The organism is Curtobacterium sp. AG1037 (genome assembly GCF_003349855.1).
GTDB lineage: Bacteria > Actinomycetota > Actinomycetes > Actinomycetales > Microbacteriaceae > Curtobacterium > Curtobacterium citreum.
In genome coordinates this window covers 85366-109463 of sequence record NZ_QQAO01000001.1, presented here as the reverse complement: position 1 = coordinate 109463, position 24098 = coordinate 85366, and the positions used below count along the sequence as shown (strand labels likewise).

Below are 24098 nucleotides of genomic sequence, written 5' to 3'. Positions count from 1 at the left end.
CGATCGGCGAACACGGAGCGCGTCCGACCCACGTCGCGATGGGCCGGCCGCGCCTCATGCCCGGCGGCGGCGGATCACGACGCCGGCCGCCCCGAGCAGCAGCAGGAGCCCGGAGACCACGAGAACGGGGACCACCGGTGCACTGCCGGTCCAGGCCAGGGCACGCGCGTGGTCCGGCCCGTCGATGGGTGCCGGCCGCGACGGGCCGGAGCCGGGAGGCACGGGACCGGCCCGTCCCGCGTCACCCGTCGTCGACGCGGTCGGCTCCGCGGCGACGGACCCGGAGGGGAACGCCGAGGGGACGCTGGAGGGACGGCTCGTCGCACCGACGGGCGGCGCGGTCGTCGGGTCACCGTCCGGCACGGTGGTGGTCGGGGTGCCGGTGGGTGAGGACGTCGGGACCGCGGTCGGCGCGGGGGCCACCCGTCCCGAGGACGCCGCCGTCACGATCCGCTGCCGGTTGTAGTCGGCGACGACGAGCGAGCGGTCCGCTCCGACGGCGACGCCGGTCGGGTCGACGAGCGGCGACCCGTCCGGCGCGGTAGAGACGGCGACCCGCCACGAGCCCTGCACCCTCGCCCACACACTGCCCTCGCCGTTGTCCACGACGAACACGTCGCCGTGGTCGACGGCGACGCCGCGCAGGGTGCTGCCCGGCTCGCCCGGGAACCCGAGCGCCACCGCGGACCCGGTCTCGCGGTCGACCTGCCAGACGTCGTCGACACCGGCGTCCGCCACCGTGAGCACCGTGCCGTCGTCCGAGAGGGCGACGCCGGACGGGTCCCGCCACGGGCCGTCCACCGTCGTCCACGTGTCCGAGCCGAGCGGCGCCGTCCACAGGGCACCGCTGCCGGGCACCGCGGCGAACACGGTCGCACCGTCGACGGCGAGGCCGCTGACCTGCCCTCGGACCGGCGGGGCATCCTGTCGTGTGACGGCCCCTGTTCCCGGGTCCACCGTCGCCAGGGCGGGTCGACCGGCCTCCGCGACCAGCACCCGGCCGTCCGCGGTCGTCGCCAGGGCGGACGGGTTCCACATGTCTCGCGGCCCGGTGCCGAAGGGGGCGACGACGCTCCACACACCGTCGGCCGATCGACGGAGGACGCCGTTCCCGGCGAAGTCCGCGACCAGGACGGAGCCGTCGGCGTCGACGTGGACGTCGTTCGGCGCGGCGAAGGTCGACGCGACGGGCGGTGCGGAGGAGTCCGCACGGAGCGGCGTCCAGCGCTCGACGACGGTCGCGCCCGGGTCCGCCAGCGCGACGCCGGCCCCGGCGAGGACCACGGCGACCGCCGCGGCACCGGCTGCGAGGAGGATGCCCGGACCGCGACGGGCGGAACCGCGACGGGCGGGATGGCCTCCGCTGGTGCTGGGTCGTACGGTCGCGTCGCCCTCGGGCTCGCGGACGGTGCGGTGCATGGTGGCCCCCCCCCTCGTGGAGGACCTTCCCCCGGCGCCGACCGTACTGATCGGCGGGGGACGGCGTAGTCCCCCAGTTCGGGGACCGAGGCGCAGCGGTCAGTCCTTGCCGGGTTCGAGGTCCGCGGGCTGTTCCGGGAGCCGCGTGTGGTCGTCCGGGGGCTGCACCGCGCCTCGCGTGAGGACTCGGGCCGTGAGCACGAAGGTCAGGCCGACCACGGCGACGACCACGATCGTGATCGTCTGCACGAGCCCGTTCGCCGCCAGCAGGACCGGGGTCACGAAGGAGCGTGGACGCGCTGCTGCGCGGCGAGGAGCCCGAGCTCAGCGATCGCCTCGACCGCGTCGGCGCCGTCGGCGAGCAGGTTCGGCAGCGTCTTCTTCTCGGTCGGCGAGAAGTCGCGGAGCACGTAGTCGGCGGGGTCCTGGCGTCCCGGGGGCCGGCCGATGCCGATCCGCACCCGGGTGAACTCGTTCGTGCCGGTCGCCTTGATGATGTCGCGGAGGCCGTTGTGCCCGCCGTGCCCGCCGCTGCCCTTGAGCCTGACGGTGTCGAACGGCAGGTCGAGCTCGTCGTGCACGACGACGAGGTCGGCCGGGGTGGCGCTGTAGAACCCGAGCACGCTCGAGACCGGACCACCGGAGGTGTTCATGAACGACCCGGGCTTCGCGAGGACGAGCTTCGGGCCGCCCGGCACCAGGCGCCCCTCGGCGACCTGGTTCGGGGTCTTGTGCTTCTTGAACGTCGCACCCATGCGGGCGGCGAGTTCATCGAGGACCATCTGGCCGACGTTGTGCCGGTTCCCCGCGTAGCCGGGCCCGGGGTTCCCGAGCCCGACCACGACGAGGGTCGTTCCTGTCATCAGCGTCGGCCAGACGTCCTGCGAGGAGTGACTACTCGGAGTCGGCGTCGGTCGACTCGGCGGCCTCGCCCTCGGCACCGGCCTCGGCACCCGCCTCGGCGGACTCCTCGTCGGCGGCGATGTCGTCGGCGGTCGCACGCGGGGTGACGATCTGGACGACGAGCGCCTCGGCGTCGGTCTCGAGCTCGGCACCGGCCGGCAGCTCGAGCTGCGAGGCGAGGACCTGCGTGCCGTCCTCGAGGCCCTCGACGTCGACCGTCACGTGCTCGGGGATCGCGGTCGCCTCGACGAGGAGGGAGACCGAGGAGAGGTCCTGCACGTGGATGGTGCCGGAGAAGGACTCACCGGTGACGACGACGGGCACGTCGACCGTGACCTTCTCGCCACGGCGCACGACGACGAGGTCGATGTGCTCGATGATCTGGCGCACCGGGTCACGCTGGACGTCCTTGACGAGGGCGAGCTGGGCCGCACCCTCGATGTCGAGGTCGACGACCGCGTTGGCGGTACGGACGAGCAGCATCGTCTCGTGGCCCGGGAGGGTGATGTGCTGCGGCTCGGTGCCGTGGCCGTAGACGACCGCGGGGATCTTGTCGGCAGCGCGGAGCTTGCGCGCAGCGCCCTTGCCGAACTTGGTGCGGTTCTCCGCTGCGAGCTTGGTGTAGTCGGCCATGGTGCCTCCTGGTGTCGGGGTCGACGCCGGGGTGCCGGCATCGGGGGGTCTGTGGTGTTGCAACTCGAACGCGTGCACGCGTGAGGAACGCTCCCAGGACTGGGCCGGGTCTCCCTACCGCGTCGATCACGGCCGCGCGTACGCGGCCCTCGCCGAAGTCGGTTTGCGAGTCTAGCAGGAGCAGCCGGGCGTGTCGCACCAGGACCGGGCTGCGGTCCGCGGGTGCCCACGACCGGACGGGAGGATCGTGGCGGCGCCGCCACGATCCTCCCGTCCGGTGCTCCCCACCCGGCGGACGCGGGCCGGTCCCCCCAGGACCACCTGCCCACGTCCGCCGGTCCGTCGGCGCGACGCGTCAGTCGACGCCCTCGGGTGCCGGCGGCGCGAGCCGCTCGATCGTCGCGGCGACGCGGTCCGCGAGCGCGGCCTGGTCGCCGTCCGCCGACCGGAGCACGGCGGCGTCGGTCGCCGTCACGTGCAGGAGGCGGTTCCACTGCGCGTCGTACAGCGCGGCGCGGTACCCGGACGAGGTCTGGCAGGCCACGTCGTGCTCGGCGAGGGCGATCTCGTCGTCGCCCGCGACCGTCCGCGCCTCGAGTGCGAAGGCCTGCCGCATCGCCGTCGTCGGCATGCCGTGCGGGTCGTCGGGGAGCTCATGCGTCGCCGTCCGCGCGAGGCACTGCCGCCAGCGCGTCGCCGCGGCGCGGACCTCGGGCGTGCGGCGGGCGTCCTCGGCCGCGAGGTACGTCAGGCGCTTCGCGGTCTGCGAGGCGCTCTGTGCCGCACCGTTGCCCGTGCCGAGCGTCCGGCGAGATGCTCGGTAGCAGCGGTCGACCTCCGCCCCGGCAGCCGCGGTGTACGCGGCATTGCGCTCAGGGTCCTGCCCCCACGCCAGGATGCCAGAGGCGTTCGCACCGTCCGTCGACGGCGCGTGGTAGCCGCGGCGAGCGGCATCATCAGCGCTCAGTGGTCGTGACCAGGCGAGCGCCGGCGACGGGTTGCCACGCTCGGGCGTCTCGTCGACGACGGACTGGGCTCGCAGACCGTCGAGCGTCGCCCAGGGCATCGGGGAGTCGATGCCCTGGTCGACCAGGCACGGCTGCACGAGCAGGTTGACGGCGTACGTCTCCTCGGAGGACCCGGGTTGGACGTAGCCGTCGAGCGGCATCGACCAGGTGTCCGGGTCCCGCTCGGCGGTGGGTCGGATCGTCTGGTCGGCCGGCTCGGGCAGCTGGTGCAGGACGGCCGCGCCGAGCCCGGCGACGACGAGGAGCAGGGTGCCGGTCTTCGCGGCACGCTGGGTCGGACGCATGGTTTCCCCCTAGGCGCGGACGAGGCCGCGTTCGTGTGCGGTGATGACGACCTGGATCCGGTTCCGGAGCCCGAGCTTCGTCAGCACCGCGCGGACGTGCGTCTTGACCGTGGCCTCGCTGAGGAACACGGCGGACGCGATCTCCTGGTTGCTCAGGCCCTTGGCGACGAGCAGGAACACCTCGCGCTCGCGGGCGCTCAGGGCGTCGAGCACTGCGTCCGGACGGGGTGTCTCGACGAGGGTCCCGTCGGTGCGGAGCAGGTCGAGTGCCTCGGCCTCGGTCGGCGCCGGGCGCCCCTCGTGCACGTCTCGGATCGTCGCGAGCACGACCTCCGGCAGCGCGTCCTTCGTCAGGAACGCGGCGGCTCCGGCGCGCAGCGCTGCGAGCACCGCTTCGTCACGCCGGATCGTCGTGAGGGCGACCACCCGCGGGCGTTCCCCACCGCGCTCGGCGAGCCGGGCCGTGGTCTCGATGCCGTTCAGCACCGGCATCCGGAGGTCCAGGAGGAGCACGTCGGGGTCCTCGGCGGCACATAGGTCGAGGGCCGCCTGGCCGTCGCCCGCGGTGCCGACGCAGGACATGTCGTCCTGCGCGTCGACGAGCATCCGCATGCCGGACGCGAACAGGCGCTGGTCGTCGACGACCGCGACGCGGATCGCGCTCACCGGCCGGCCTCGGTCGGGAGCCAGCCCGTCACGACGAACTCGTCGGGGTCGTCGCCGTCCCCCGCGCGGAGCCAGCCGCCGGCGAGCCGGGCGCGCTCACGCATGCCGTCGACCCCGGATCCCGGGCCGTCGAGGGCGACGAGCGGCGCGTCCCCGCGTGAGGTCACGACGACGCCGAGTCCCGGCCCGCGCCAGTCCAGGACGACCCGCGCCTCGGCCGTGCGCCCCTGGTGCTTGAGGACGTTCGTCAGGCTCTCCTGCACGATCCGGTGCACGGCACCGTCCGTCGCGGTCCCGAGCCGGACGGGGTCCCCGTGCTGTTCGAGCGTTGCCCGCATGCCGAGTTCGCGCATGTCCTCGACGAGGTCCGGCACGTCGGCGAGCCCGTGCGCCGCGGCCGGACCGGTGCCCTGGATCCGCTCGACGAGCGACCGGACGTCCCCGAGCGCGCTGCGGCTGACGTCGGCGATGTCGCGCAGTGCCGTCGCCGTCGGGCCGTCCGACCCCGCGACCGCCGCGGCGCCCTGGGCCTGCGAGACCACGACCGCGAGCGAGTGCGCCAGGGAGTCGTGGACGTCGCGGGCGATCCGGGCGCGGTCCTGCTCGGCGCGCAGTTCAGCGGTCGTCACCGCGGTCTCGCGCTCCGCGACGGCGACCCTGGTGCGGGCGAGCCCGATCCGCCACGCGGCACCGATCGCGACGCCCACCGCCCAGGCGATGCCGCTCGCACCCGCGATGGCGAGGGAGAGCAGGACGAGGCTGCCGCGCGTCCCCTCGCCCGAGGCGGTCCAGTTCGACCAGACGTCCGGGTCGGCCACGGTCGGCACGGCCATCGCCCAGGCCGCCGCGACGCTCGCGACACCGAGGACCGGGACCGCGAGCCACCGCAGCAGCCCGGACCGGCCGGCACCGACGACCCCGACGACGATCGCGATCGCCAGGTACTCCGGCCACGTCGTGTCCCGCGGGCGGGCGAGCAGGTGGAGCGCCTGCAGCAGCGGGACGACCACCACGAGGCCGAGGGCCGTCGCGGGCATCCAGGACGCCAGGGCGATCGCGACGGCGAACGCACTGACGACGAGCACGTGGCCGGTCAGGTCGGCGCGTCCGGCCTCGGCGACGATCCAGAGCACGAGGTACACGGCGCCCGCGGCGGGTGCCAGGAGGTGCCGTGCCCGGCGGCGGAGGAAGGAGGTCATGTCGGCGAGCGTAGGGCGGGCTCCGGCGCGGGAGCGAGCGGGAGCGGTGGCTTTCATCCGAGGGGATGAGTGGTCGATCCCGGCCGTCGTCGGGGTTCAGTGCCCGACGTCGCGGCGGTGGCGCTGTGCGGCGCGCAGGAGCTCACGTGCGCGGTCGCTCGCCGCCTCGGCGTCGTCGCGGGCACGGGTGGCGCGCTCGACCTCGGCCGTGGCGTCGGCGAGCTGCCGCTCGAGGTCGGCGCGGTGGTCCTCCGCGCGCTCCAGGTCCGTCTCGGCGGCGTCGAGCGCGGCGTCCGCGTCGCGGGACTCCGTGCGGGCGAGGGACTCCGCCTCGCGGGCCGCCCGGCGTTCCGCCGCCGGGTCGACGCGTGGTTCGGGCTCCGGCTCGGACTTCGGCTTCGACTCGGTCTTCGGCTGCGACGGCTTCGCCGGCCTGGAGGCGCGGCTCGGCTTCCGCGCGCTCCTCGCGCTCGCGATCGGGACCGGTTCCGCACCGCTGCCGGACCAGGCCTCCGGGACCGCGTCGGGGTCGGCGAGCGCGCCGTCCAGGTCGACGGCGTCGAACCCGGCGCTCTCGAGGGGACGGACGAGCAACCCCGACCGGACCGCGGCGCCCGCGTGCGGATCGGCCATCGCGGCCTCGATCGTCGCCCGGACCTGCTCGAGGACCGCCGGGGTCACGGGGTGCCCGGCGTCGGCGGCCCGGTCGGCTCCGGTCTCGGCGAGTGCGGCGACGACCGCGGACCGCTGGCGTCGGAGCTGTCGGATCGCGTCCGGGTCGGCGTCCGCCTGGGCCTGCCGGATCGTCGGTCCGAGGGCGACCGCCTCGTCGAGGGCGCCCTCGTGCGCGAGCAGGTCGACCACCCAGGCGGCCGGGGCGGGCTTCCGGAGCCCGCCGATCCGGGTCGCGAGCGCACGGTCGTTCCCGCGGACCGCACGCTGCCGGGCGGTGCGCTCCCGCACGAAGTCCGCGGGCGCGACGAGGAGCAGTTCCCTCGCCACGTCCGCGAACTCCACGCCCCCAGCATGCCCGGGCAGGGCGGGCGCGCTACCAGTCGTGGACGGTGCCGTCGGCCAGTCGGTTGAACGGCAGGTACGCCTGCTCGTACGGGTACTTGCCGGCCTCGTCGACGTCGAGCGTCACGCCGAGGCCCGGCTCGTCGCCCGGGTGCAGGTAGCCGTCCGTGAAGGTGAAGGTCTGCCGGAACACCTGGTTCGTCTGCGGCCCGTGCTGCATGTACTCCTGGATGCCGAAGTTGTGGATCGCCATCCCGAGGTGCATCTGCGCCGCGAGTCCCACCGGGGAGATGTCCGTCGGCCCGTGGAACCCGGACTTGATCTGGTACATCGCGGCGTAGTCCATCGTCTTCCGGAGCGGGGAGATGCCGCCCATGTGCGTCACCGCACCGCGGACGTAGTCGATGAGCTGGTCGCGGATGATGTCCTTGAAGTCCCAGATCGTGTTGAACACCTCGCCGATCGCGAGCGGCGTCGTGGTGTGCTGGCGGACGAGCTTCAGCGCCTCCTGGTTCTCGGCGGGGGTGCAGTCCTCGAGCCAGAACAGGTCGTAGGGCTCGAGGGACTTGCCGAGCTTCGCGGCCTGCAGCGGGGTCATCCGGTGGTGGCCGTCGTGGAGCAGCGGCAGCTCGGGGCCGAACTCGTTGCGGACGGCCTCGAACACGGTCGGCACGTGGCGCAGGTACGCCCGGGTGTCCCAGTCCTCCATCGCGGGGAAGGCCCCGCGCTGCGCCGGCTCGAAGTCGTACCGGACGCCGGCGTTGCCCTCGGTGGTCTTGTTCGACGCGATGCCGTAGATGCTCTCGAGTCCGGGGACCCCCGTCTGGACGCGGATCGACCGGTAGCCCTCCTCCTGGTGCTCGCGGATGGAGTCGAACAGCTCCGGGAGCTCCTTGCCCGAAGCGTGCCCGTACGCCATGAGCCCGGTCCGCGAGGCACCGCCGAGCAGCTGGTAGACGGGCATCCCCGCGACCTTGCCCTTGATGTCCCAGAGTGCCATGTCGACGGCGGCGATCGCGGCCATCGTCACCGGGCCGCGGCGCCAGTAGGACGAGCGGTAGAGGAACTGCCAGGCGTCCTCGATGCGGCTCGCGTCCCGTCCGACGAGCAGCGGGACGACGTGCTCGGTCAGGTACGCGGCGACGGCGAGCTCACGGCCGTTCAGCGTCGCGTCCCCGAGCCCCGTGACACCGTCGGCGGTGGTGAGCTTCAGCGTGACGAAGTTGCGGTTCGGACTCGTGACGACGACCTCGGCCCGGTCGATGAGCTGCCCGCGGTCGGCCGAGGCCCAGGTGTCCGGGCGGCCGGCGGTCGGGTCGGTCGCCGCTCCCCCGTCGCCGGCGCCGGGCACGGGCGCGGCCGGGTTCGTGGTGCTCGTGCTCATCGGAGGACTCCTTCGTCGACGGTGCCGCGAGCAGGTGCCGCGGCGGTGCGGATGCGGTCGGCCGCCGCGGTGACGGCGTCGACCACGGGGGTGGTGTCGAGGTCGGGCGCGACCACGGCGAGGACGTCGTGCACGTCCGAGTCTGGCCCGGGCGCCCCGGGGTCGTCCACCAGCTCCGGTTGCTCGGTGCAGTGCAGCCACCAGGCCGCGAGGGCGGTCGCGGCGCCGGGTCCGACGCCGGCGGCCGGGTCGCGGTCGAGTCGTCGGCGCAGGACGTCGACCACCCGGACCGGCAGCTTCGCCGCGCTCCCGGCGACGATCTGCCGCAGGGTGTGGCGGATCCGCGGGTTCGCGAAGCGTTCGACGAGGGCGGCCCGGGCGTCGTCGACCTCGGCGGCGGGCAGCGGGAGCTCGGCGGCGGCCTCGTCCCAGAGCTGCTCGACCGCGGCGCGGCAGCGGGGGTCGGCCATCGCCTCGGCCACGGTCTCGTGCCCGAGCAGGAGTCCCAGGGACGCCAGGAGCGAGTGCGAGCCGTTGAGGAGCCAGAGCTTCCGCTGCTCGAACGGGGTGACGTCGGGCACGAGGCGCACCCCGGCGGTCTCCCACGCGGGGCGGTCGATCCCGTCGAAGGCGTCCTCGAGCACCCACTCGACGAAGGGCTCGGCGACGACGGGGACACGGTCGCCGGGCAGGGCGCCCGGCAGGTCGGCGAGCCCGGCCACGTCGTCGTCGGTCGTCGCCGGGGTGATCCGGTCGACCATCGACGATGGGAAGGTCACGTGGTCGTCGATCCAGGCTCGGAGGTCGGGGTCCGCCGTCGCGGCGTGCACGGCGTCCCGGAGGACGTCGCCGTTGTGCGTCAGGTTGTCGAGCGACACCAGGGCGATCCGTCCGCCGTCCGCCGCCCGCCGGGCGGCGAGCCCGTCGACCAACCGGGCGGGGACGTCGGAACCGGCGCGGTACCCGGCCTCGGTGACCGTCAGCGTGACGATGCTCGTCGTCGGGGACGCGACCGCGCGCCTCCAGGCCGTGTCGTCGGTGCCGGGGTGAGCGGCCACGATCGTGTCGACCACCTCGGCGACGTCGCCGTCCGCTGCCCGCGTGACCAGGGTGTACCGACAGTCCTGCGCGGCGAGCGCGTCGGCGGCCGCGGGCGAGCGTCCCGTGAAGGCGGTGATCCCCCACGGTTCGCCGGTGGCGTGCTGCGTGTACCAGGCGAGGTGTGCGCGGGCGAACGCACCCACCCCCAGGTGCACGATGCCGGGTCGACGGTCGGTCATGCCGCCACCGGGACCAGGGAGCGGAGGTAGGCGAGGTTGTCCGCGGTGCGCTCGGCGAGCGGGAGGTCGGTCGAGAAGTCCTCGATCGTGACCCAGCCGTCGTAGCCGACCTGGCGGAGCGCATCGAGGTACTCGGACACGGACGCCTGCCCGTCACGCAGCGGCGCCCACTCGTGCTGCCAGACCCGGCTGCCGTCGGCACGGGTGTCGCCGGTGTCGACCCACCGGGCGTTCTTGACGTGCGCGTGGGCGAGGTACGGGCCGAGGAGCTCGAAGGCCGCGAGGTGGTCCTCGTGTCCCTCGATGACCAGGTTGCCGAGGTCGTGGATGACACCGACGTGCGCGGGGTCGAGGCCGTCGACGAGTCGCAGGGCCGCCGAGGCCGACGGGGTGATCGTCATGTGGTGCAGCTCGACCAGGGCCTTCACCCCGAGCTCCGCCGCGCGACCGGCCGTCCACTCGAGGTCGGCCCGGGTGCGGTCGAACATCTGCCCGTACGTCTCGTGCGTGCGCTCGCGCTCGCGCCGGTACCAGGGCATCGTGACGCGGACCTGACGGGCTCCGAGTTCGCTCGTCACCCGGAGCATCGTCTCGACGCCGGCACGGTCGGACACGGGCTGGTACCCGCCGATGCCCGAGTACTCGAGCCCGGCGGCGTCGGTGGTCCGGGCGATCTCGCCGACCTGCTCGGTGATGCCGCTGTACTGCCAGGTCGACCGGTTGCCGGCCCAGAAGCCGGACGAGCCGTCCTCGGTGCGGTCGTCGACGATGCGCCACTCGATGCCGTCCCAGCCCTGCTCGGCGAGGGTCTCGGCGGCCTGCGACGGGGTCCAGTCCGGGGTGGACGCCGTGAACACGGAGAACTTCATCGGCCTGCTCCTTCACTGGCGGCGGTGGTGGCGGTGGTGGCGGTGGCGACGGTGCGGGACGGCGCTCCGACGACCGGCACGACGTCGTCGTACAGGCCTTCGATCACGTCGTCGATCCGGACCGGCTTGCCGAGCGTGGCGCTGACGTACAGCCCGCGGACGGTCGCGAGCGAGACGAGGGCGGCGTCGACCGTGACGCCGGGGTCCCGGCCCTCGCGGATCGCGGCGACGATGTCGGTGTACTGCCGGGCGTGCCCGGCGGCGAAGTGGTCCGGCTCGACCGGCCCGCCGACGACGTGCTCGGGCGGGACGACCCGGTCCTTCTGGTCGGCGGCGTCGGCCACCGCGGTGGTGTTCGCCGTCGTCGCCGCGGACTCGAGCGTCGCGGTGTCGGGGGCGACGTGGAAGTACGCGAGCCGGTCGTCGTCGACGATCGCGGAACCGTGCGTGCCGTACACGGCCCAGCGCGCGGAGAGGCCCGGGTAGGCGGCCGTCGTGCAGTGGACCACGCCGAGCGCCCCGCCGCGGAACCGGACGGTGGCGACGGCGGTGTCCTCGACCTCGATGCGGTCGTGCGCGAGCAGCCCGACCTGGGCGGAGATCTCCTCCGGACGACCGAGGGCCCACACGAGCAGGTCGACGGTGTGCACGCCCTGGTTCATCACGGCGCCGCCGCCGTCGAGCTCCCAGGTGCCCCGCCAGTCGCCCGAGTCGTAGTACCCCTGCGACCGGTACCACGCCACGCTCGCGACCCCCGAGGTCACGGTCCCGAAGTCGCCGCCGTGTGCCGCACCGGCGACGGCGACCGACGCCGGGTCGAACCGGTGCTGGCTGATGACGCTCGTGACGAGTCCGCGCTCGCGAGCGTCCGCGGCGAGCGCCGCGATCTGCCGGGCTCGCGGCATGGTCGTGTCGAGGGGCTTCTCGATGACGACGTGCTTGCCCGCGGCGAGGGCCGCCTCGGCCAGCTGCACGTGCATGCCCGACGGCGAGCAGATCGCGACGACGTCGATGTCGGTCTGTTCGATGGCCTCCTCGATCGTGGACGTCGTGATCGGACGGGTGGCTCCCGTCGACTCGAGTTCGTCGGCGGCGCTCGTGGCCGCGGCGGGGACGGCGTCGACGAGCGCCACGACCTGCAGGTCCGGGTGCTGGACGGCGACGCGGGCGTGGTGGCGACCGATGACGCCGGCACCGACGACTGCCAGCTTGAGTGGTGTGGTCATCGCAGGGTGACTCCGATCTGGTCGGTGAGGGTGCGGAAGGCGCGACCGGCGCGACCGAAGGCCGCGGGGCCGGAGAACCCGCCGAGGTGGGTGAAGTCGCTGAGGTGCGGTTCGAGCGACGCGTAGCCGGCGTACCCGGCGTCGCGGAGTGCGGTCAGGGTGTCGAGCAGTTCGCCATCGCCCTCACCCGCGGGGACCACGGACGCGTCCGCGGCGAGCGCGTCCTTGACCTGCAGGTAGTCGACGTACGGGGCGAGCTGCGCCCACCCGTCGGTGAACGGGCGGACCCCGCACTGCACGTAGTTCGCGTTGTCCCAGGCGAGCCGCAGCGCGGGTGACCCGACGCTCTCGACGACGTCGAGCACACGGTCGGGCACGTCGCCGTAGATGTCCTTCTCGTTCTCGTGCAGGAGCGTGACGCCCTCGCGCTCGGCGAGGTCGGCGAGCGCCCGCATCCGGACGAGGACGTCGTCGCGGACGTCCTCCGGTGCACGGTCCGGGAAGTAGAACGAGAAGATCCGGACGTTCGTCGTGCCGAGGGCGTGCGCGGCGGCGATCGCCCGGCCGAGCCGGCCCACCTCGTGCTCGACGGGTTCGTCGACGGCGACCTTGCCGATCGGTGAGGCGATGGCGGAGACGGTCTGACCGCGCTCGTGGAACAGGCGGTGCAGGCCGGCGAGCTGGTCCTCGTCGAGGTCGACGACGTTCACCCCCCAGGCGCTCCGCACCTCGATCGCGGAGGCGCCGAGCGCCTGCAGCACGGCGACCTGGATCGTGGGGTCGGCGTCGATCTCGTCGCCGAAGCCGGAGAGCTCCCACGTTGGTTGGTCGGTCATTGCGTTCCCTTCGTGAGACCGGACGGGAGGCGCGGGGCGGGCTGGCACCGCGCCTCCTGTCCGTCGTCTGGTTGCGTTCGCTACTTGACGGAGCCGGCCGTCAGGCCGCCGACCAGGTAGCGCTGGAAGATCAAATAGAGCGCGACGACCGGCACGGCGCACACGATCGAGGCGGCCATCATCTGGCCGTAGATCGGGACGGCGCCGCCCTCCTGCGTGGTGCCGAGCACCTGCAGGACGACCGCGACGGTGCGGGTGTTCGGGGTCGTCATGATCGTGCTGAACAGCACGTCGTTCCAGCCGAGCAGGAAGGCGAAGATCGCCGACACGACGATCCCGGGCCACGACAGCGGCAGGACGACGCTCCGCAGGATGCGTCCGCTCGAGGCGCCGTCGATGCGCGCCGCCTCTTCGAGTTCCTTCGGCAGACCGCGGAGGTAGGTCACCATGACCCACGTCGAGAACGGCAGCGCGAACGTCAGGTAGGTGACGAAGAGGCCCCAGCGGGTGCCGATGACCTGCACACCGGTCGCGCTCGCGATGTTCGCGAAGACGACGAACACCGGCAGGAGCAGGAGGGTCCCGGGGATGGACTGCAGGGCGAGGAGCCCGCGCAGGATCGTGAGCCGGCCGAGGAACCGGAACCGGACCAGGACGTAGGCGGTCGACACGGCGAGCGCGGCGCTCGCGACGGCCACGGCCCCGGCGGTCAGGAGCGAGTTCACCAGCCCCTGGCCGAGGGCGACGGTGTTCCAGATCTCGACGTAGTTCGCCAGCGTGAACTCGGACGGGAAGTACTCGCCGCGGGCGACCGCGACGTCCGAGTTGACCGAGCCGAACAGGATGTAGAGCACCGGCGCGGCGATGAACGCGATGATGACGGCGATCACGACGACCAGGAGCCACCGGGGCAGGAGCCGGGTGACGTCGGTGTCGTACGGGCGCTTGGTGCGCTTCCGGGCGCCCCCGGTGGTGATGCTCTCGGTGAGCGTCGCGGTGGGCCGGGTGCGGGTGGTGCTGAAGGCGCTCATGCGCGGGCTCCGTCGAGGTCGGCGGCGGCGGCCGGGGTCGCTGCTGCGAGGGTCAGCCGGTCGCTGCGGCGCTGCTTGCGGCTGGGGCCGGCGTCGTCACCGGTGTCGAGCTTGACGGCCCGCAGGTACACGAACAGCGGGATGGCGACGATCACGAGCGAGCAGATCGCCATCGCCGCGGAGAGCCCGAAGCGGAACGACTGGAAGCTCGCGATGTACGTCAGGACGGGCATGACCTCGACGCTCGAGGGCAGCGGGATGCCGAACAGCACGAACGGCAGCGTGAAGTTGTTGATGTTGTGGAGGATCGAGATGATCACCGCGAGGCTGAGCGGTCCGCGGAGGTACGGGAAGACGATGTACCGCAGCTTCGCCCACCACGTGACGCCGTCGAGTGCCGCGGCCTCGTGCACCTCGTTGTCGACCGCCTGCAGCCCCGCGAGCGAGAGCAGGTAGACGAAGGGCCAGCTCGTCCAGATCATCACGCCGGCCAGGGCCCAGTAGGACGCCGAGCCGTTCAGCCACAGCACGTCCGTGCCGAGCACCGTGTTCACGACGCCCTGCGGTTGGAGCATCGTGCGGAAGAACGTGCCGACGACGAAGGCCGGGAGCACGTACGGGATGAGGTAGACCGAGCGGACGAGTCCGCGTCCGGGGAACCGGTTCTGCGAGGAGATCGCCGCGGCGACGCCGATCGGGACGGTGACGGCCGTGACGAGCACGGACAGCGACACCGAGATCCAGACCGAGTGCAGGAGCGGCGAGTCCGTGAACGCCTCGGCGAAGTTGGCGAGGCCGACGAACGGGGCGCTGAACCACTCGCGGAGGGTGTACTGGTCGAGGTCGAGCATCGCGATGTACACGCCCACCAGGAGCGGCACGACGATGACGACGAGCATGAGGACACCGCCGGGCAGGAGCATCCACAGGGGGCGCTCGCGCTTGTAGAGGGGTGTCTTGCCGTGTGGCCGGACCTGCGTCATCACAGGCCTCCGTTCTTCTGCCGGTCCAGGGTTGCCTGGGCGTCCCGTTGTGCGGCGTCGAGCCGCTTCCGGAGCTGGTCGTCGGTCACCTCGCCGCTCTTCAGCGACGGGATGGACTGCACGACGACGTCGACGAGCGAGAGCTGGATGTCGGACCACGCGCCGGTGAAGGCGGTGGGCTTCGAGAGCTTGCCGGCCTGGACGATCGGAGCGAGGTCGGGGTTCTCCTGCGCGATGGTCTGCGCGGCCTGCGTGTTGGTCGGCAGCTGCCCGAACAGCTCGAAGTAGCGCTCCTGGGCCGCCGGTGACGAGACCTGCTTGACGAAGTCGAAGGACAGGTCCTGCTTCTTGCCGTAGTCGGCGACGACGAGGTTGTCGCCGGACAGGATGCTCGCCGCCTCGATCCCGTCGACCGGACGCTCGGTCGCACCAGGGGGCACCGTCGGCAGGAGCGCGTACTCGTACTTGCCGTCGACCGCCGAGCCCTTGAGGGTGTTCAGCGACGTCGTGGTCGTCATCGGGAAGAACGCGGCCTTGCCGTCCGCGAACTGGGCGAGGGCCTGGGCGTTGTTCCAGCCGATCGCGGCCTGGTCGACGACGCCGTCCTTCGTCACCCAGTCGAAGTAGGTGCGGTAGGCGTTCTCGACGGCGTCCGCGGAGATCTCCGCCTTCGAGCCGTCGACGATCGTGTTGCCGGCGTTCTGCGCCATGCCCCAGACGAACTTCCACGGGTCGAACCCGTCGGCGTAGGCGATCGCCATGCCGAAGTGGCCGTCACGGGTGGTCGCCTTCGCGTCCGCGGTGAGCTCGTCCCAGGTGGTCGGCAGGTCGGTGATGCCCGCCTGGGCGAGCAGGTCCTTGTTGACCGCCATCACGAACGGCCGGCTGGCGAACGGGATGCCGATCTGCTTCGACGCGCTCGGCCCGGAGATGCCGAGCGAGGCGGCGTCGAACTGGTCCTTGCCGCCGACCGCCCGCCACTCCTTGCTGCCCATCTCGACGAAGGCGCCGGTGGCGTACGCGGTGGGGGTGAACGTCGTGCCGATCGCGTAGACGTCGGGGCCCTGTCCGGAGATGACGCTCGTCTGGATGGCGGTCAGCTCCTCCTGCGCGGAGGAGTACGTCTCCCACTGGATCCGGGCGCCCGTGGTGCGCTCGAACTCGGCAGCGGTCTCCTGCTGCCACTGCTTGCGCTCCTTGGGGTAGGTGGTGTCCGCGCCCATCATCACGCGGAGGGTGTTCGGGTCGTCGCCGCTGCCGTTCACGATCGCGCAGCCCTGGAGCGTGAGGGCGGCGACTGCGACGACGGCGGCACCGACGAGGGCGCGGGTCCTGCGTCTTCCTGTGCTCATGCGGGGGTTTCCTCCTCGAAGCCTCCACCGGGCTGAGCCCGGCCGACCGGCGGCGCTGCCGGCTGTGCGCCCCACTGTCCCGCTCCGTGGCAACATGCGGCAACCGGTTGCCACTTGTTGCCACGGCGGCTTAGCGTCACCACCGTGAGCAGCGCAGACACCGACACCGCTCGGCGGGTGACGATCCGGGACATCGCCGACGCGACCGGTGTGGCCCCGTCGACGGTGTCCCGTGCGCTGTCCCTGCCCGACCGGGTGAACCGCGCCACGCAGCAGCGGATCCAGGACGCGGCGCGGGAGCTCGGCTACGTCCCGAACCAGCAGGCACGGGCCCTGACGTCCGGTCGCACCCGGGCCGTCGCCGTGCTCGTCTCGGACATCACGAACCCCTTCTACTTCGACGTCATCCGTGGCACGCAGCACCAGCTCGCCGCCGCCGGGTGGACGCAGCTGCTCGTCGACACCGAGGAGTCGGCCGAGGCGGAGCTCGCGGCCCTGAGCGCGATCGCGACGAAGGCCGACGGCGCGGTGCTCACCGCGTCCCGCCTGTCCGACGCGCAGATCGCCCGGTTCGCGGAGCGGACGCCGCTCGTCGTCGTGAACCGCCGACCGGCGGGGGTCCCCTCGGTGCTCATCGACACCCCCGGCGGGGTCGAGCAGGCCGTGCAGCACCTCGTGTCGCTCGGTCACCGGGACGTGCTGTACGTCGCCGGTCCGGACAGCTCGTGGTCGAACGAACGCCGCTGGCGGGCGCTCGTCCGCGTGGGGAAGCGCCTGGGTGTCCGGGTCGCACGGATCGGCCCGCACGCGCCGTTCGTCGATTCCGGTGCCGCCGCTGCCGACGCCGCCGTCCACGCGGGCGCGACGGCCTGCATCGCGTTCAACGACCTCATCGCCATCGGCATGCTCACCCGACTGCGGGAGCGCGGCGTCCGCGTCCCGGACGACATGTCCGTCGTCGGGTGCGACGACATCTTCGGTGCCGACTTCTGCAACCCACCGCTCACCACGATGACGTCGCCGATCGAGCGTGCCGGACAGGTCGCCATCCGGATGCTGCTCGGTCGGCTCGGCGCGTCCCCGTCCGACGATCCGCTCGGCGACCCGGTCGGCGACCACCCGGCGAGCGCCGTCGCCCTGCCCACCCACCTGACCGTGCGGGAGTCCACCGGCCCCGCACCGGCCACCGCCCGCCGTCCGTCCTGAAGGAGTCGACGATGACCCGGACCAGCACCGCCACCCCGCTCGCCCCGCACCCCGACCGGCTGTTCGCCGCCGACCCCGCCGCGCGGACCGTCGCCCGGACCGTGTACCAGGCCGTCGCGGACGCGCCGATCATCTCCCCCCACGGGCACGTCGACGCGGCCCTGATCGCGGACGACCAGCCGTTCGCCGACCCCGCGTCGCTGCTCGTCACGCCCGACCACTACGTGCTGCGGCTGCTCCACGCCAACGGCGTCGGCCTCGACGAACTGGGACGACCGGACCGCTCCGGCGACGGGTCCGTCCCCGACGGTCGACAGATCTGGCACCGGCTGGCCGCGCACTGGGACGACTTCGCCGGCACGCCCGTCCGGTACTGGTTCGAGACGGAGCTGCACGACGTCTTCGGTCTGACGGAGCAGCCGTCGGCCGAGAACGCCGACGCGCAGTACGACCACCTGGCGGAGCTGCTGACCACGCCCGCGTTCCGTCCGCGGGCGCTCTTCGACACCTTCCGCATCGAGGTCCTCGCCACCACCGACGACCCGACCGCGGACCTCGCCGCGCACGCGCGGCTCGCCGCCGACCCGTCCTTCCGTGGACGGGTGCTGCCCACCTTCCGCGCGGACGCGGTCTTCGACCCGTCCCGACCGGACTGGAGGCACGTGGTCACGTCCATCGGTCAGGCCGCGGGCATCGACACGGGCACCCACGCGGGCCTGCTCGCCGCGCTGCGCGCGCGACGACGGTACTTCATCGAGCACGGCGCGACCGCGACGGACACCGGCGTGCTCGACGCGGGTTCGACCCCGCTCTCCACGGCGGCACGGGAGCGCATCCACGCCACGGCGCTGCGCGGCCCGGCGTCCCTGACCGAGGCGGACGCCGTCGCCTACCGGCACGACATGCTCTACCGCTGGGCGGAGATGAGCGTCGAGGACGGGCTGGTCATGCAGCTGCACCCCGGCGTGCACCGGAACCACCACCGGCCGACGCTCGAGCGCTTCGGGCCGGACACCGGGCACGACCTGCCCGCGGTCGGGTCCTTCACCGAGCCGCTCCGGCCGCTCCTCGAGGCCTTCGGCACCGCCCCCGGGTTCCACCTCGTGCTCTTCACGGTCGACGAGACGGTGTTCTCGCGCGAGATCGGGCCGCTCGCCGGCTTCTACCCGGCCGTCTACGCCGGAGCGCCGTGGTGGTTCATCGACACCCCGGCGGCGATCGGCCGGTACCGCGCCGCGGTCACCGACTCGGCGTCGTTCACGAAGACGTCCGGGTTCATCGACGACACCCGGGCCTACTGCTCGATCCCGGCGCGGCACGACATGGCGCGGCGGGCGGACGCGGCGTACCTGGCCTCGCTCGTCGTGACGCACCAGCTCAGCGAGGAGGACGCGGTGCGCACCGCCCACCGGATCGTGTCGGACATCCCGCGGGCGACGTTCAAGCTCTGACCCGGTGCTCGTCGCCAGCCGGGCGGCCGGCGGATACGGTCGTCGGATGGGCGAGCGGGTGGACGAGCGGGCTGATGAGCCGGCGGACGAGCGTGTGCAGCGGGCGTACGCCGCCCGGGCTGACGAGTACGCGGCCGTGCTCGGGTCGATGGACGCCGTGCACGTCGCGGATCGCACCCACGTCGAGCAGTGGGCGGCCGGCTGCCACGGGGTCGTCGTCGACGCCGGGTGCGGGCCCGGGCACTGGGCCGCCCACCTGGCCGGGCTCGGACACCGGGTCGTCGGGCTCGACGCGGTCCCGGCGTTCGTCGCGATCGCGCGGCGGACGGCTCCGGACGTGGAGGTGCGCCGGGCCACGCTCGAGTCGACCGGGCTGCCGGCCGGGAGCGTGGGCGGGGTGCTCTCGTGGTACTCGCTCGTGCACCACGAGCCGGATGCCGTCCCGGTCGCCCTCGCGGAGTTCCACCGGGTGCTCGACGCCGGTGGCGGGCTGCTCGTCGGCGCCTTCGCCGGTGCCGTCCTGGAGCCGTTCGACCACGCGGTGACGACGGCGTGGCGGTGGCCGGAGGAGCGCCTGGTCGCGGCGGTCGAGGACGCGGGGTTCACCGTCGTCGACGTGCGGGAGCGCGAGGACGAGGGGGTGCGGCCGCACCTGGCGGTCAGCGCGGTGCGGGCGGGGTGATGTCGCCCGCCGTCGCGGCAGGTGGTCGTCAGGGCTGCCAGCCGGGGGTGGCCAGGCCGGTCTCGTAGGCGAAGACGACGAGTTGAGCGCGGTCGCGGGCGCCGAGCTTGATCATCGCGCGGGACACATGGGTCTTCGTGGTCATCGGGCTGACGAACAGGCGCTCGGCGATCTCGGTGTTGGTGAGTCCGAGGGCGACGAGCTGCATGACCTCGCGTTCCCGCTCCGTCAGCACGTCGAGCGACGGGGCGAGGGCGCTCGGCTTCGCGTGCGCGGCGTAGGCGGCGACGAGGGACCGGGTCGCCCCCGGGGACAGCAGGGACTCCCCCGCCTGCACGGTGCGGATCGCCCGGAGGAGCTCCGCGGGCTCGGTGTCCTTCACGAGGAAGCCGGCGGCACCACCGCGGATCGCCTCGAACACGTAGGCGTCCTCCTCGAAGGTGGTGAGGACGACGACGTGAACGCTGTCGAGCTCCGGGTCCGCGGCGATGCGTCTCGTCGCCTCGAGGCCGTCGGAGCCCGGCATGCGGATGTCCATGAGGACCACGTCCGGACGCTCCCGACGGACGGCGTCGACCGCGGCGTCGCCGTCGCCCGCGTCGCCGACCACCGTCATGCCCGGTTCGGCGTCGACGAGCGCGCGGAGCCCAGCCCGGACGAGCACCTGGTCGTCGACGAGCAGGACGCGGATCTGCTCGCCCCCATCGTCGGCAGGGGTCGGGCCTGCGGAGGTCGAACCTGCGGAAGTCGGGCCTGCGGGGCTCGGGCCTGCGGGGCTCGGGTCGGTCATGCTGGCTCCTCGGATCGGTCTGGTGGCCGGTTCGTCGGCACGGGCAGGCGCGCGGCCACCCGCCACCCGCCGTCCGGGGTCGGTCCGGCCGTCATCGTGCCGCCCACCGCGTCGGCGCGCTCGCGCATCCCGATGAGCCCGTTGCCCGACTCCCCGAGCCGGGTCGACCGCTGGACGGCTCCGGGCAGCGGGTGGTCCTGGACGACGAGGTCGAGCACCTCGGCGCCCACCGAGACGGTGACGTCGACGCGGTGGCCCGGCGCGTGCTTCATCACGTTCGTCACGGACTCCTGCACGATCCGGAAGGCGTTGCGGTCCACCACGCCGCCGACGGTCGTCGGGTCGCCCTCGACCCGTGCGGTCACGTCGATGCCCGCCGCCCGCGCACGGTCGACGAGGTCCGGGACCCGGTCGAGCCCCGGCACCGGGTTCCGCTCCGGCACGACCCGGCCGTCGGGGTCGGGACCGGCGCCGTCCGCCGAGCGCAACACCCCCAGGATCGTCCGGAGTTCGACGAGGGCTTCGCGGCTGGTGTCCCGGATGCTCGTCAGTGAGTCCCGCGTCCCCGGAGGCAGGGTCGCGCCGAGGTGCAGCGCCACCCCTGCCTGCAGGTTGATGAGCGACATGCTGTGCGCGACCGAGTCGTGCAGCTCCCGCGCGATCCGGACGCGCTCGTCCCTGGCGCGCTGCTGCTCGGCCTCGGCCCGGGCACGCCGACGCTCGGCGACCCGTTCGAGACGGACACGGGCGAGTTCGGTGACGACGATCGTCACGGTCACCCAGGCGAGCGCGAGGACGGCGGCGTCGATGCTGTACAGGGGCGATCGAGCCGTCAGCAGGTCGGCGGACGGCAGCAGCCCGACGGCGACGACCGCCGCGGCGAGGACCGAGCGCCGGTGCCCGCGGAACCAGGCGTTCGCCATCGCCATCGTCAGCGCCGCCACGAACGGGCCGCGGGGCGACACCAGCAGGGCGTACCCCACGGTCGTCGCGAGCGTGACGGCGAGGACGCTCCGCGGGAACGACCATCGCCAGGGCAGCACGAGCACGCCCGCCACGAGCAGCACGACCGCGAGCGGGACGACGTCCACGGGCTCGACCACGACGCCGGCGCCCGCCCAGGGGGGACGTTGCCCTCGCGGGGGTCCGCCGCTGATGCGCGACGCGAGCAGGGTCCCGGCGACCTGCACGACCGCGACGGGGAGCACCCGACCGACGCGGGCGAACCGCGGGCTCCCCGAGGACCGGCGGCGATCGCCGGTGGTCGGAGCGGGGGCGTCGGTGGTCACGGGGCGAGCCTAGGGGCGGCAGCGCGCCGGGGCGTCGGGCCGCCGCACCATCTGTGGACTACTCCCCCGGGCGGAGTCGCCTGTGCAGGAGTGGCGTCGTCGCGACTGCGGGAGCAGCCGGAAGTGGGCCCGGTCGGCGGACGCGCGCCGTGCCTCCAGGCCGGAGGCTCGTCCTGTCGCACCAGCGACGACCACGCAACCACAGGAGGCCATCGTGATCCCCGCACTCTCGTCCACCGCCGCCGTCGGTCCGTACGCCCACGGACCCGGCTTCCCGTTCCTCGCGCTCTCGCTGTTCTTCTTCCTGGCGCTCGTGGCGCTCGGCGTCGTCTTCGGCGTCCTCCGCCGCGGGTCCTGGCGGGCGCGCTCCGATGCCCGGTCCGTGCTCGCGGACCGTTTCGCCCGGGGCGACATCGACGCCGAGGAGTACCGCGGGCGGCTCGCCGAGCTCAGCCGGAGGTGACCGACAGCGCCGACCTGATCGTCGCCGCGGTGTCGTCGACGGAGCCGTCGATCGACACCGCGACGGCGGCCTCGTCGGGCTCCGGCCGCTCGAGCGTCGCGAACTGCGAGTCGAGCAGCGACGTCGGCATGTACTCGTGGTGCCGGTGCGACTGCCGCTCGGCGATGAGGTCGTGCGAGCCGTCGAGGAAGGCGATGACCAGGTCCGGGGCGGCGGACCGGAGCCGGTCCCGGTACACGCGCTTGAGCGCCGAGTTCGCCATCACGCAGCGGCGACCCGAGGCCTGCACCGCCGCGATCCTGGCCGCGCAGGCGTCGAGCCACGGCCAGCGGTCCTCGTCGGTCAGCGGCGTGCCCTGCCGCATCTTCTCCTTGTTCGCGGCGGGGTGCAGGTCGTCCGCGTCGACGAACTCGCTCGGCTGCCCCTGATCGGCGAGGGCGTCGGCGAGCGCCTGTCCGATCGTCGACTTGCCGGAGCCGGAGACCCCCATCACGAGCACGGGCGGGAGGACGGCGACGTCGTTCATCCCTCCACAGTAGGAGCACGTCCGATTCCCGTCCCCAGTTGCCGTCACACTCGTGCGACCCCAGGGTCCGGCTCGTAGGTTGGGCACCGAACATCCAGGACGAAGGAGACCCAGGTGGCAGAGCACGACGGACAGGCGAACATCGGGGTCATCGGCCTCGCGGTGATGGGCTCGAACCTCGCACGCAACCTCGCCTCGCGCGAGGGCAACACGGTCGCGGTCTACAACCGCACCTACGCCCGGACCGAGGAACTCATGCAGGAACACGGCGACGCCGGGTTCATCGCATCAGAGGACATCGACGGGTTCGTCGCGTCGCTGTCGAAGCCCCGGACCGCGATCATCATGGTGCAGGCCGGCAAGGGCACCGACGCCGTCATCGACCAGCTCGCGGAGCGGTTCGAGGAAGGCGACATCATCGTGGACGGCGGCAACGCGAACTTCCACGACACCATCCGTCGCGAGCACGACCTGCGCGAGAAGGGCCTGAACTTCGTCGGCACCGGCATCTCCGGCGGCGAAGAAGGCGCGCTCAACGGCCCGTCGATCATGCCAGGCGGCTCGAAGGAGGCCTGGGAGACCCTCGGACCGATCCTGAAGTCGATCGCCGCCGTGGCCGAGGGCGAGCCGTGTGTGACGCACATCGGCTCCGACGGCGCCGGCCACTTCGTGAAGATGGTGCACAACGGCATCGAGTACGCCGACATGCAGCTCATCGCGGAGTCCTACGACCTGCTCCGCCGCGTCGGCGGGTACTCCGTCGAGCAGCTCGTGCAGGTGTTCGACGAGTGGAACAAGGGCGACCTGGAGTCGTACCTGATCGAGATCACCGGCGAGGTCCTCAAGCAGCAGGACGCCGACACCGGGAAGCCGCTCGTCGACGTCATCCGCGACGAGGCCGGGTCGAAGGGCACCGGCGTCTGGACCGTGCAGAACGCCGTCGGACTGGGCATCCCGGTGTCGGGCATCGGCGAGGCGGTCTTCGCCCGTGCGGTGTCGTCGAAGCCGAAGCAGCGTGCCGCGGTGCAGCGGAGCGTGAAGAACCGACCGGACATCGCCGAGGTGCCCGACTCGTTCGCCGACGACGTCCGTGCGGCGCTGTACGCGTCGAAGGTCGTCGCGTACGCGCAGGGCTTCGACCTCATCATCGCCGGAGCCGAGGAGTACGACTGGGACATCGACCTCGGCGCGGTCGCGAAGATCTGGCGCGGTGGCTGCATCATCCGTGCGCAGTTCCTCAACCGCATCGTCGAGGCGTACGACAAGAACCCGGCGCTCGAGTCGCTGCTGGTCGACCCGTACTTCGCCGACGCCGTCGCCGAGGGCGAAGCGGCCTGGCGGCGGATCGTCGGCATCGCGGTCGCGTCCGGGATCCCGGCGCCGGGCTTCTCGTCGGCGCTGGCGTATTACGACTCCCTCGCCTCGGACCGGCTCCCCGCGGCGCTGATCCAGGGGCAGCGTGACTTCTTCGGGGCGCACACCTACCAGCGCATCGACAAGGACGGCACGTTCCACACGCTGTGGTCCGACGACGACCGGCGCGAGGTCGAACAGGAGCCGTCGACGCACTGACGGGTCCGG

General features: G+C 73.0%; 24 protein-coding genes. 5 read left to right on the top strand and 19 right to left on the bottom strand.

Going from position 1 to position 24098, the window contains the following annotated elements; translation table 11 throughout:
• Positions 1–54: 54 nt before the first annotated feature.
• From DEU32_RS00515 to DEU32_RS00435, 16 genes are all read right to left on the bottom strand, one after another.
• Entirely contained in the window at positions 55–1419 is a 1365-nt protein-coding gene (locus tag DEU32_RS00515) for a hypothetical protein (protein ID WP_147281382.1), read from the bottom strand.
• Between the two features lie 99 nt (positions 1420–1518).
• Complete coding sequence (locus DEU32_RS00505) at positions 1519–1701, bottom strand: hypothetical protein (RefSeq protein WP_114848898.1); 183 nt, start codon at positions 1699–1701, stop codon at positions 1519–1521.
• Complete coding sequence (gene pth / locus DEU32_RS00500; RefSeq protein WP_058742290.1) at positions 1698–2282, bottom strand: aminoacyl-tRNA hydrolase; 585 nt, start codon at positions 2280–2282, stop codon at positions 1698–1700. Before pth ends, DEU32_RS00505 begins: the two co-directional genes overlap by 4 nt.
• Positions 2283–2313: 31 nt before the next feature.
• Positions 2314–2955, bottom strand: coding sequence for a 50S ribosomal protein L25/general stress protein Ctc (locus tag DEU32_RS00495; protein WP_114848897.1), 642 nt, complete (start codon positions 2953–2955; stop codon positions 2314–2316).
• Positions 2956–3310: 355 nt separating this feature from the next.
• Positions 3311–4267: a hypothetical protein gene (locus tag DEU32_RS00490; RefSeq protein WP_114848896.1), complete on the bottom strand. Its 957-nt coding sequence runs from the start codon at positions 4265–4267 to the stop codon at positions 3311–3313.
• Positions 4268–4276: 9 nt separating this feature from the next.
• A complete protein-coding gene (locus DEU32_RS00485) occupies positions 4277–4933 on the bottom strand; it encodes a response regulator transcription factor (RefSeq protein WP_114848895.1) in 657 nt (218 codons plus the stop codon).
• Positions 4930–6132, bottom strand: a complete 1203-nt coding sequence (locus DEU32_RS00480) for a sensor histidine kinase (protein WP_167510016.1) — start codon at positions 6130–6132, stop codon at positions 4930–4932. Before DEU32_RS00480 ends, DEU32_RS00485 begins: the two co-directional genes overlap by 4 nt.
• Before the next feature lie 96 nt (positions 6133–6228).
• Positions 6229–7149: a hypothetical protein gene (locus DEU32_RS00475; protein ID WP_114848893.1), complete on the bottom strand. Its 921-nt coding sequence runs from the start codon at positions 7147–7149 to the stop codon at positions 6229–6231.
• Positions 7150–7180: 31 nt separating this feature from the next.
• Positions 7181–8533 (bottom strand): D-mannonate dehydratase ManD, encoded by a 1353-nt coding sequence (manD, locus tag DEU32_RS00470; protein WP_229666765.1) that lies wholly within the window; start codon positions 8531–8533, stop codon positions 7181–7183.
• A complete protein-coding gene (locus DEU32_RS00465; RefSeq protein ID WP_114848892.1) occupies positions 8530–9813 on the bottom strand; it encodes a mannitol dehydrogenase family protein in 1284 nt (427 codons plus the stop codon). Before DEU32_RS00465 ends, manD begins: the two co-directional genes overlap by 4 nt.
• Complete coding sequence (locus DEU32_RS00460) at positions 9810–10682, bottom strand: sugar phosphate isomerase/epimerase (RefSeq protein ID WP_114848891.1); 873 nt, start codon at positions 10680–10682, stop codon at positions 9810–9812. Before DEU32_RS00460 ends, DEU32_RS00465 begins: the two co-directional genes overlap by 4 nt.
• A complete protein-coding gene (locus DEU32_RS00455) occupies positions 10679–11908 on the bottom strand; it encodes a Gfo/Idh/MocA family protein (protein WP_229666767.1) in 1230 nt (409 codons plus the stop codon). Before DEU32_RS00455 ends, DEU32_RS00460 begins: the two co-directional genes overlap by 4 nt.
• Positions 11905–12744, bottom strand: coding sequence for a sugar phosphate isomerase/epimerase (locus tag DEU32_RS00450; RefSeq protein ID WP_114848890.1), 840 nt, complete (start codon positions 12742–12744; stop codon positions 11905–11907). Before DEU32_RS00450 ends, DEU32_RS00455 begins: the two co-directional genes overlap by 4 nt.
• Before the next feature lie 80 nt (positions 12745–12824).
• The gene (locus DEU32_RS00445) at positions 12825–13775 is read right to left on the bottom strand and encodes a carbohydrate ABC transporter permease (RefSeq protein WP_058742280.1); all 951 of its coding nucleotides are present in this window, start codon (positions 13773–13775) and stop codon (positions 12825–12827) included.
• Positions 13772–14758, bottom strand: coding sequence for a carbohydrate ABC transporter permease (locus DEU32_RS00440; protein WP_114848889.1), 987 nt, complete (start codon positions 14756–14758; stop codon positions 13772–13774). Before DEU32_RS00440 ends, DEU32_RS00445 begins: the two co-directional genes overlap by 4 nt.
• The gene (locus tag DEU32_RS00435) at positions 14758–16110 is read right to left on the bottom strand and encodes an ABC transporter substrate-binding protein (protein ID WP_114848888.1); all 1353 of its coding nucleotides are present in this window, start codon (positions 16108–16110) and stop codon (positions 14758–14760) included. The genes DEU32_RS00440 and DEU32_RS00435 overlap by 1 nt, the downstream gene beginning before the upstream one ends.
• 144 nt (positions 16111–16254) lie before the next feature.
• Between DEU32_RS00435 and DEU32_RS00430 the strand changes: the two genes are divergently transcribed.
• The 3 genes from DEU32_RS00430 to DEU32_RS00420 are packed head-to-tail and all read left to right on the top strand — an operon-like array spanning position 16255 to position 19449.
• Complete coding sequence (locus DEU32_RS00430) at positions 16255–17316, top strand: LacI family DNA-binding transcriptional regulator (RefSeq protein ID WP_114848887.1); 1062 nt, start codon at positions 16255–16257, stop codon at positions 17314–17316.
• Between the two features lie 11 nt (positions 17317–17327).
• The gene (uxaC, locus tag DEU32_RS00425; RefSeq protein WP_114848886.1) at positions 17328–18767 is read left to right on the top strand and encodes a glucuronate isomerase; all 1440 of its coding nucleotides are present in this window, start codon (positions 17328–17330) and stop codon (positions 18765–18767) included.
• 46 nt (positions 18768–18813) lie between these two features.
• Entirely contained in the window at positions 18814–19449 is a 636-nt protein-coding gene (locus DEU32_RS00420; RefSeq protein ID WP_114848885.1) for a class I SAM-dependent methyltransferase, read from the top strand.
• Between the two features lie 28 nt (positions 19450–19477).
• Here the strand turns inward: DEU32_RS00420 and DEU32_RS00415 are convergent, their stop codons facing one another.
• Positions 19478–20239: a response regulator transcription factor gene (locus tag DEU32_RS00415; RefSeq protein WP_114848884.1), complete on the bottom strand. Its 762-nt coding sequence runs from the start codon at positions 20237–20239 to the stop codon at positions 19478–19480.
• Positions 20236–21528 (bottom strand): sensor histidine kinase, encoded by a 1293-nt coding sequence (locus DEU32_RS00410; protein WP_114848883.1) that lies wholly within the window; start codon positions 21526–21528, stop codon positions 20236–20238. Before DEU32_RS00410 ends, DEU32_RS00415 begins: the two co-directional genes overlap by 4 nt.
• A 214-nt stretch (positions 21529–21742) precedes the next feature.
• Here DEU32_RS00410 and DEU32_RS00405 point away from each other — a divergent pair, with 214 nt between their 5' ends.
• Positions 21743–21991 carry a hypothetical protein gene (locus DEU32_RS00405; protein ID WP_258554735.1) on the top strand — a complete coding sequence of 83 codons (249 nt, stop codon included), beginning with the start codon at positions 21743–21745 and terminating at the stop codon, positions 21989–21991.
• Here the strand turns inward: DEU32_RS00405 and DEU32_RS00400 are convergent.
• Positions 21978–22517 (bottom strand): gluconokinase, encoded by a 540-nt coding sequence (locus tag DEU32_RS00400; RefSeq protein WP_114848882.1) that lies wholly within the window; start codon positions 22515–22517, stop codon positions 21978–21980. The two genes, DEU32_RS00405 and DEU32_RS00400, sit on opposite strands and share 14 nt — an antisense overlap.
• A gap of 114 nt (positions 22518–22631) precedes the next feature.
• Between DEU32_RS00400 and gndA the strand changes: the two genes are divergently transcribed.
• Positions 22632–24089 carry an NADP-dependent phosphogluconate dehydrogenase gene (gndA, locus tag DEU32_RS00395; protein WP_114848881.1) on the top strand — a complete coding sequence of 486 codons (1458 nt, stop codon included), beginning with the start codon at positions 22632–22634 and terminating at the stop codon, positions 24087–24089.
• Positions 24090–24098 lie beyond the last annotated feature (9 nt).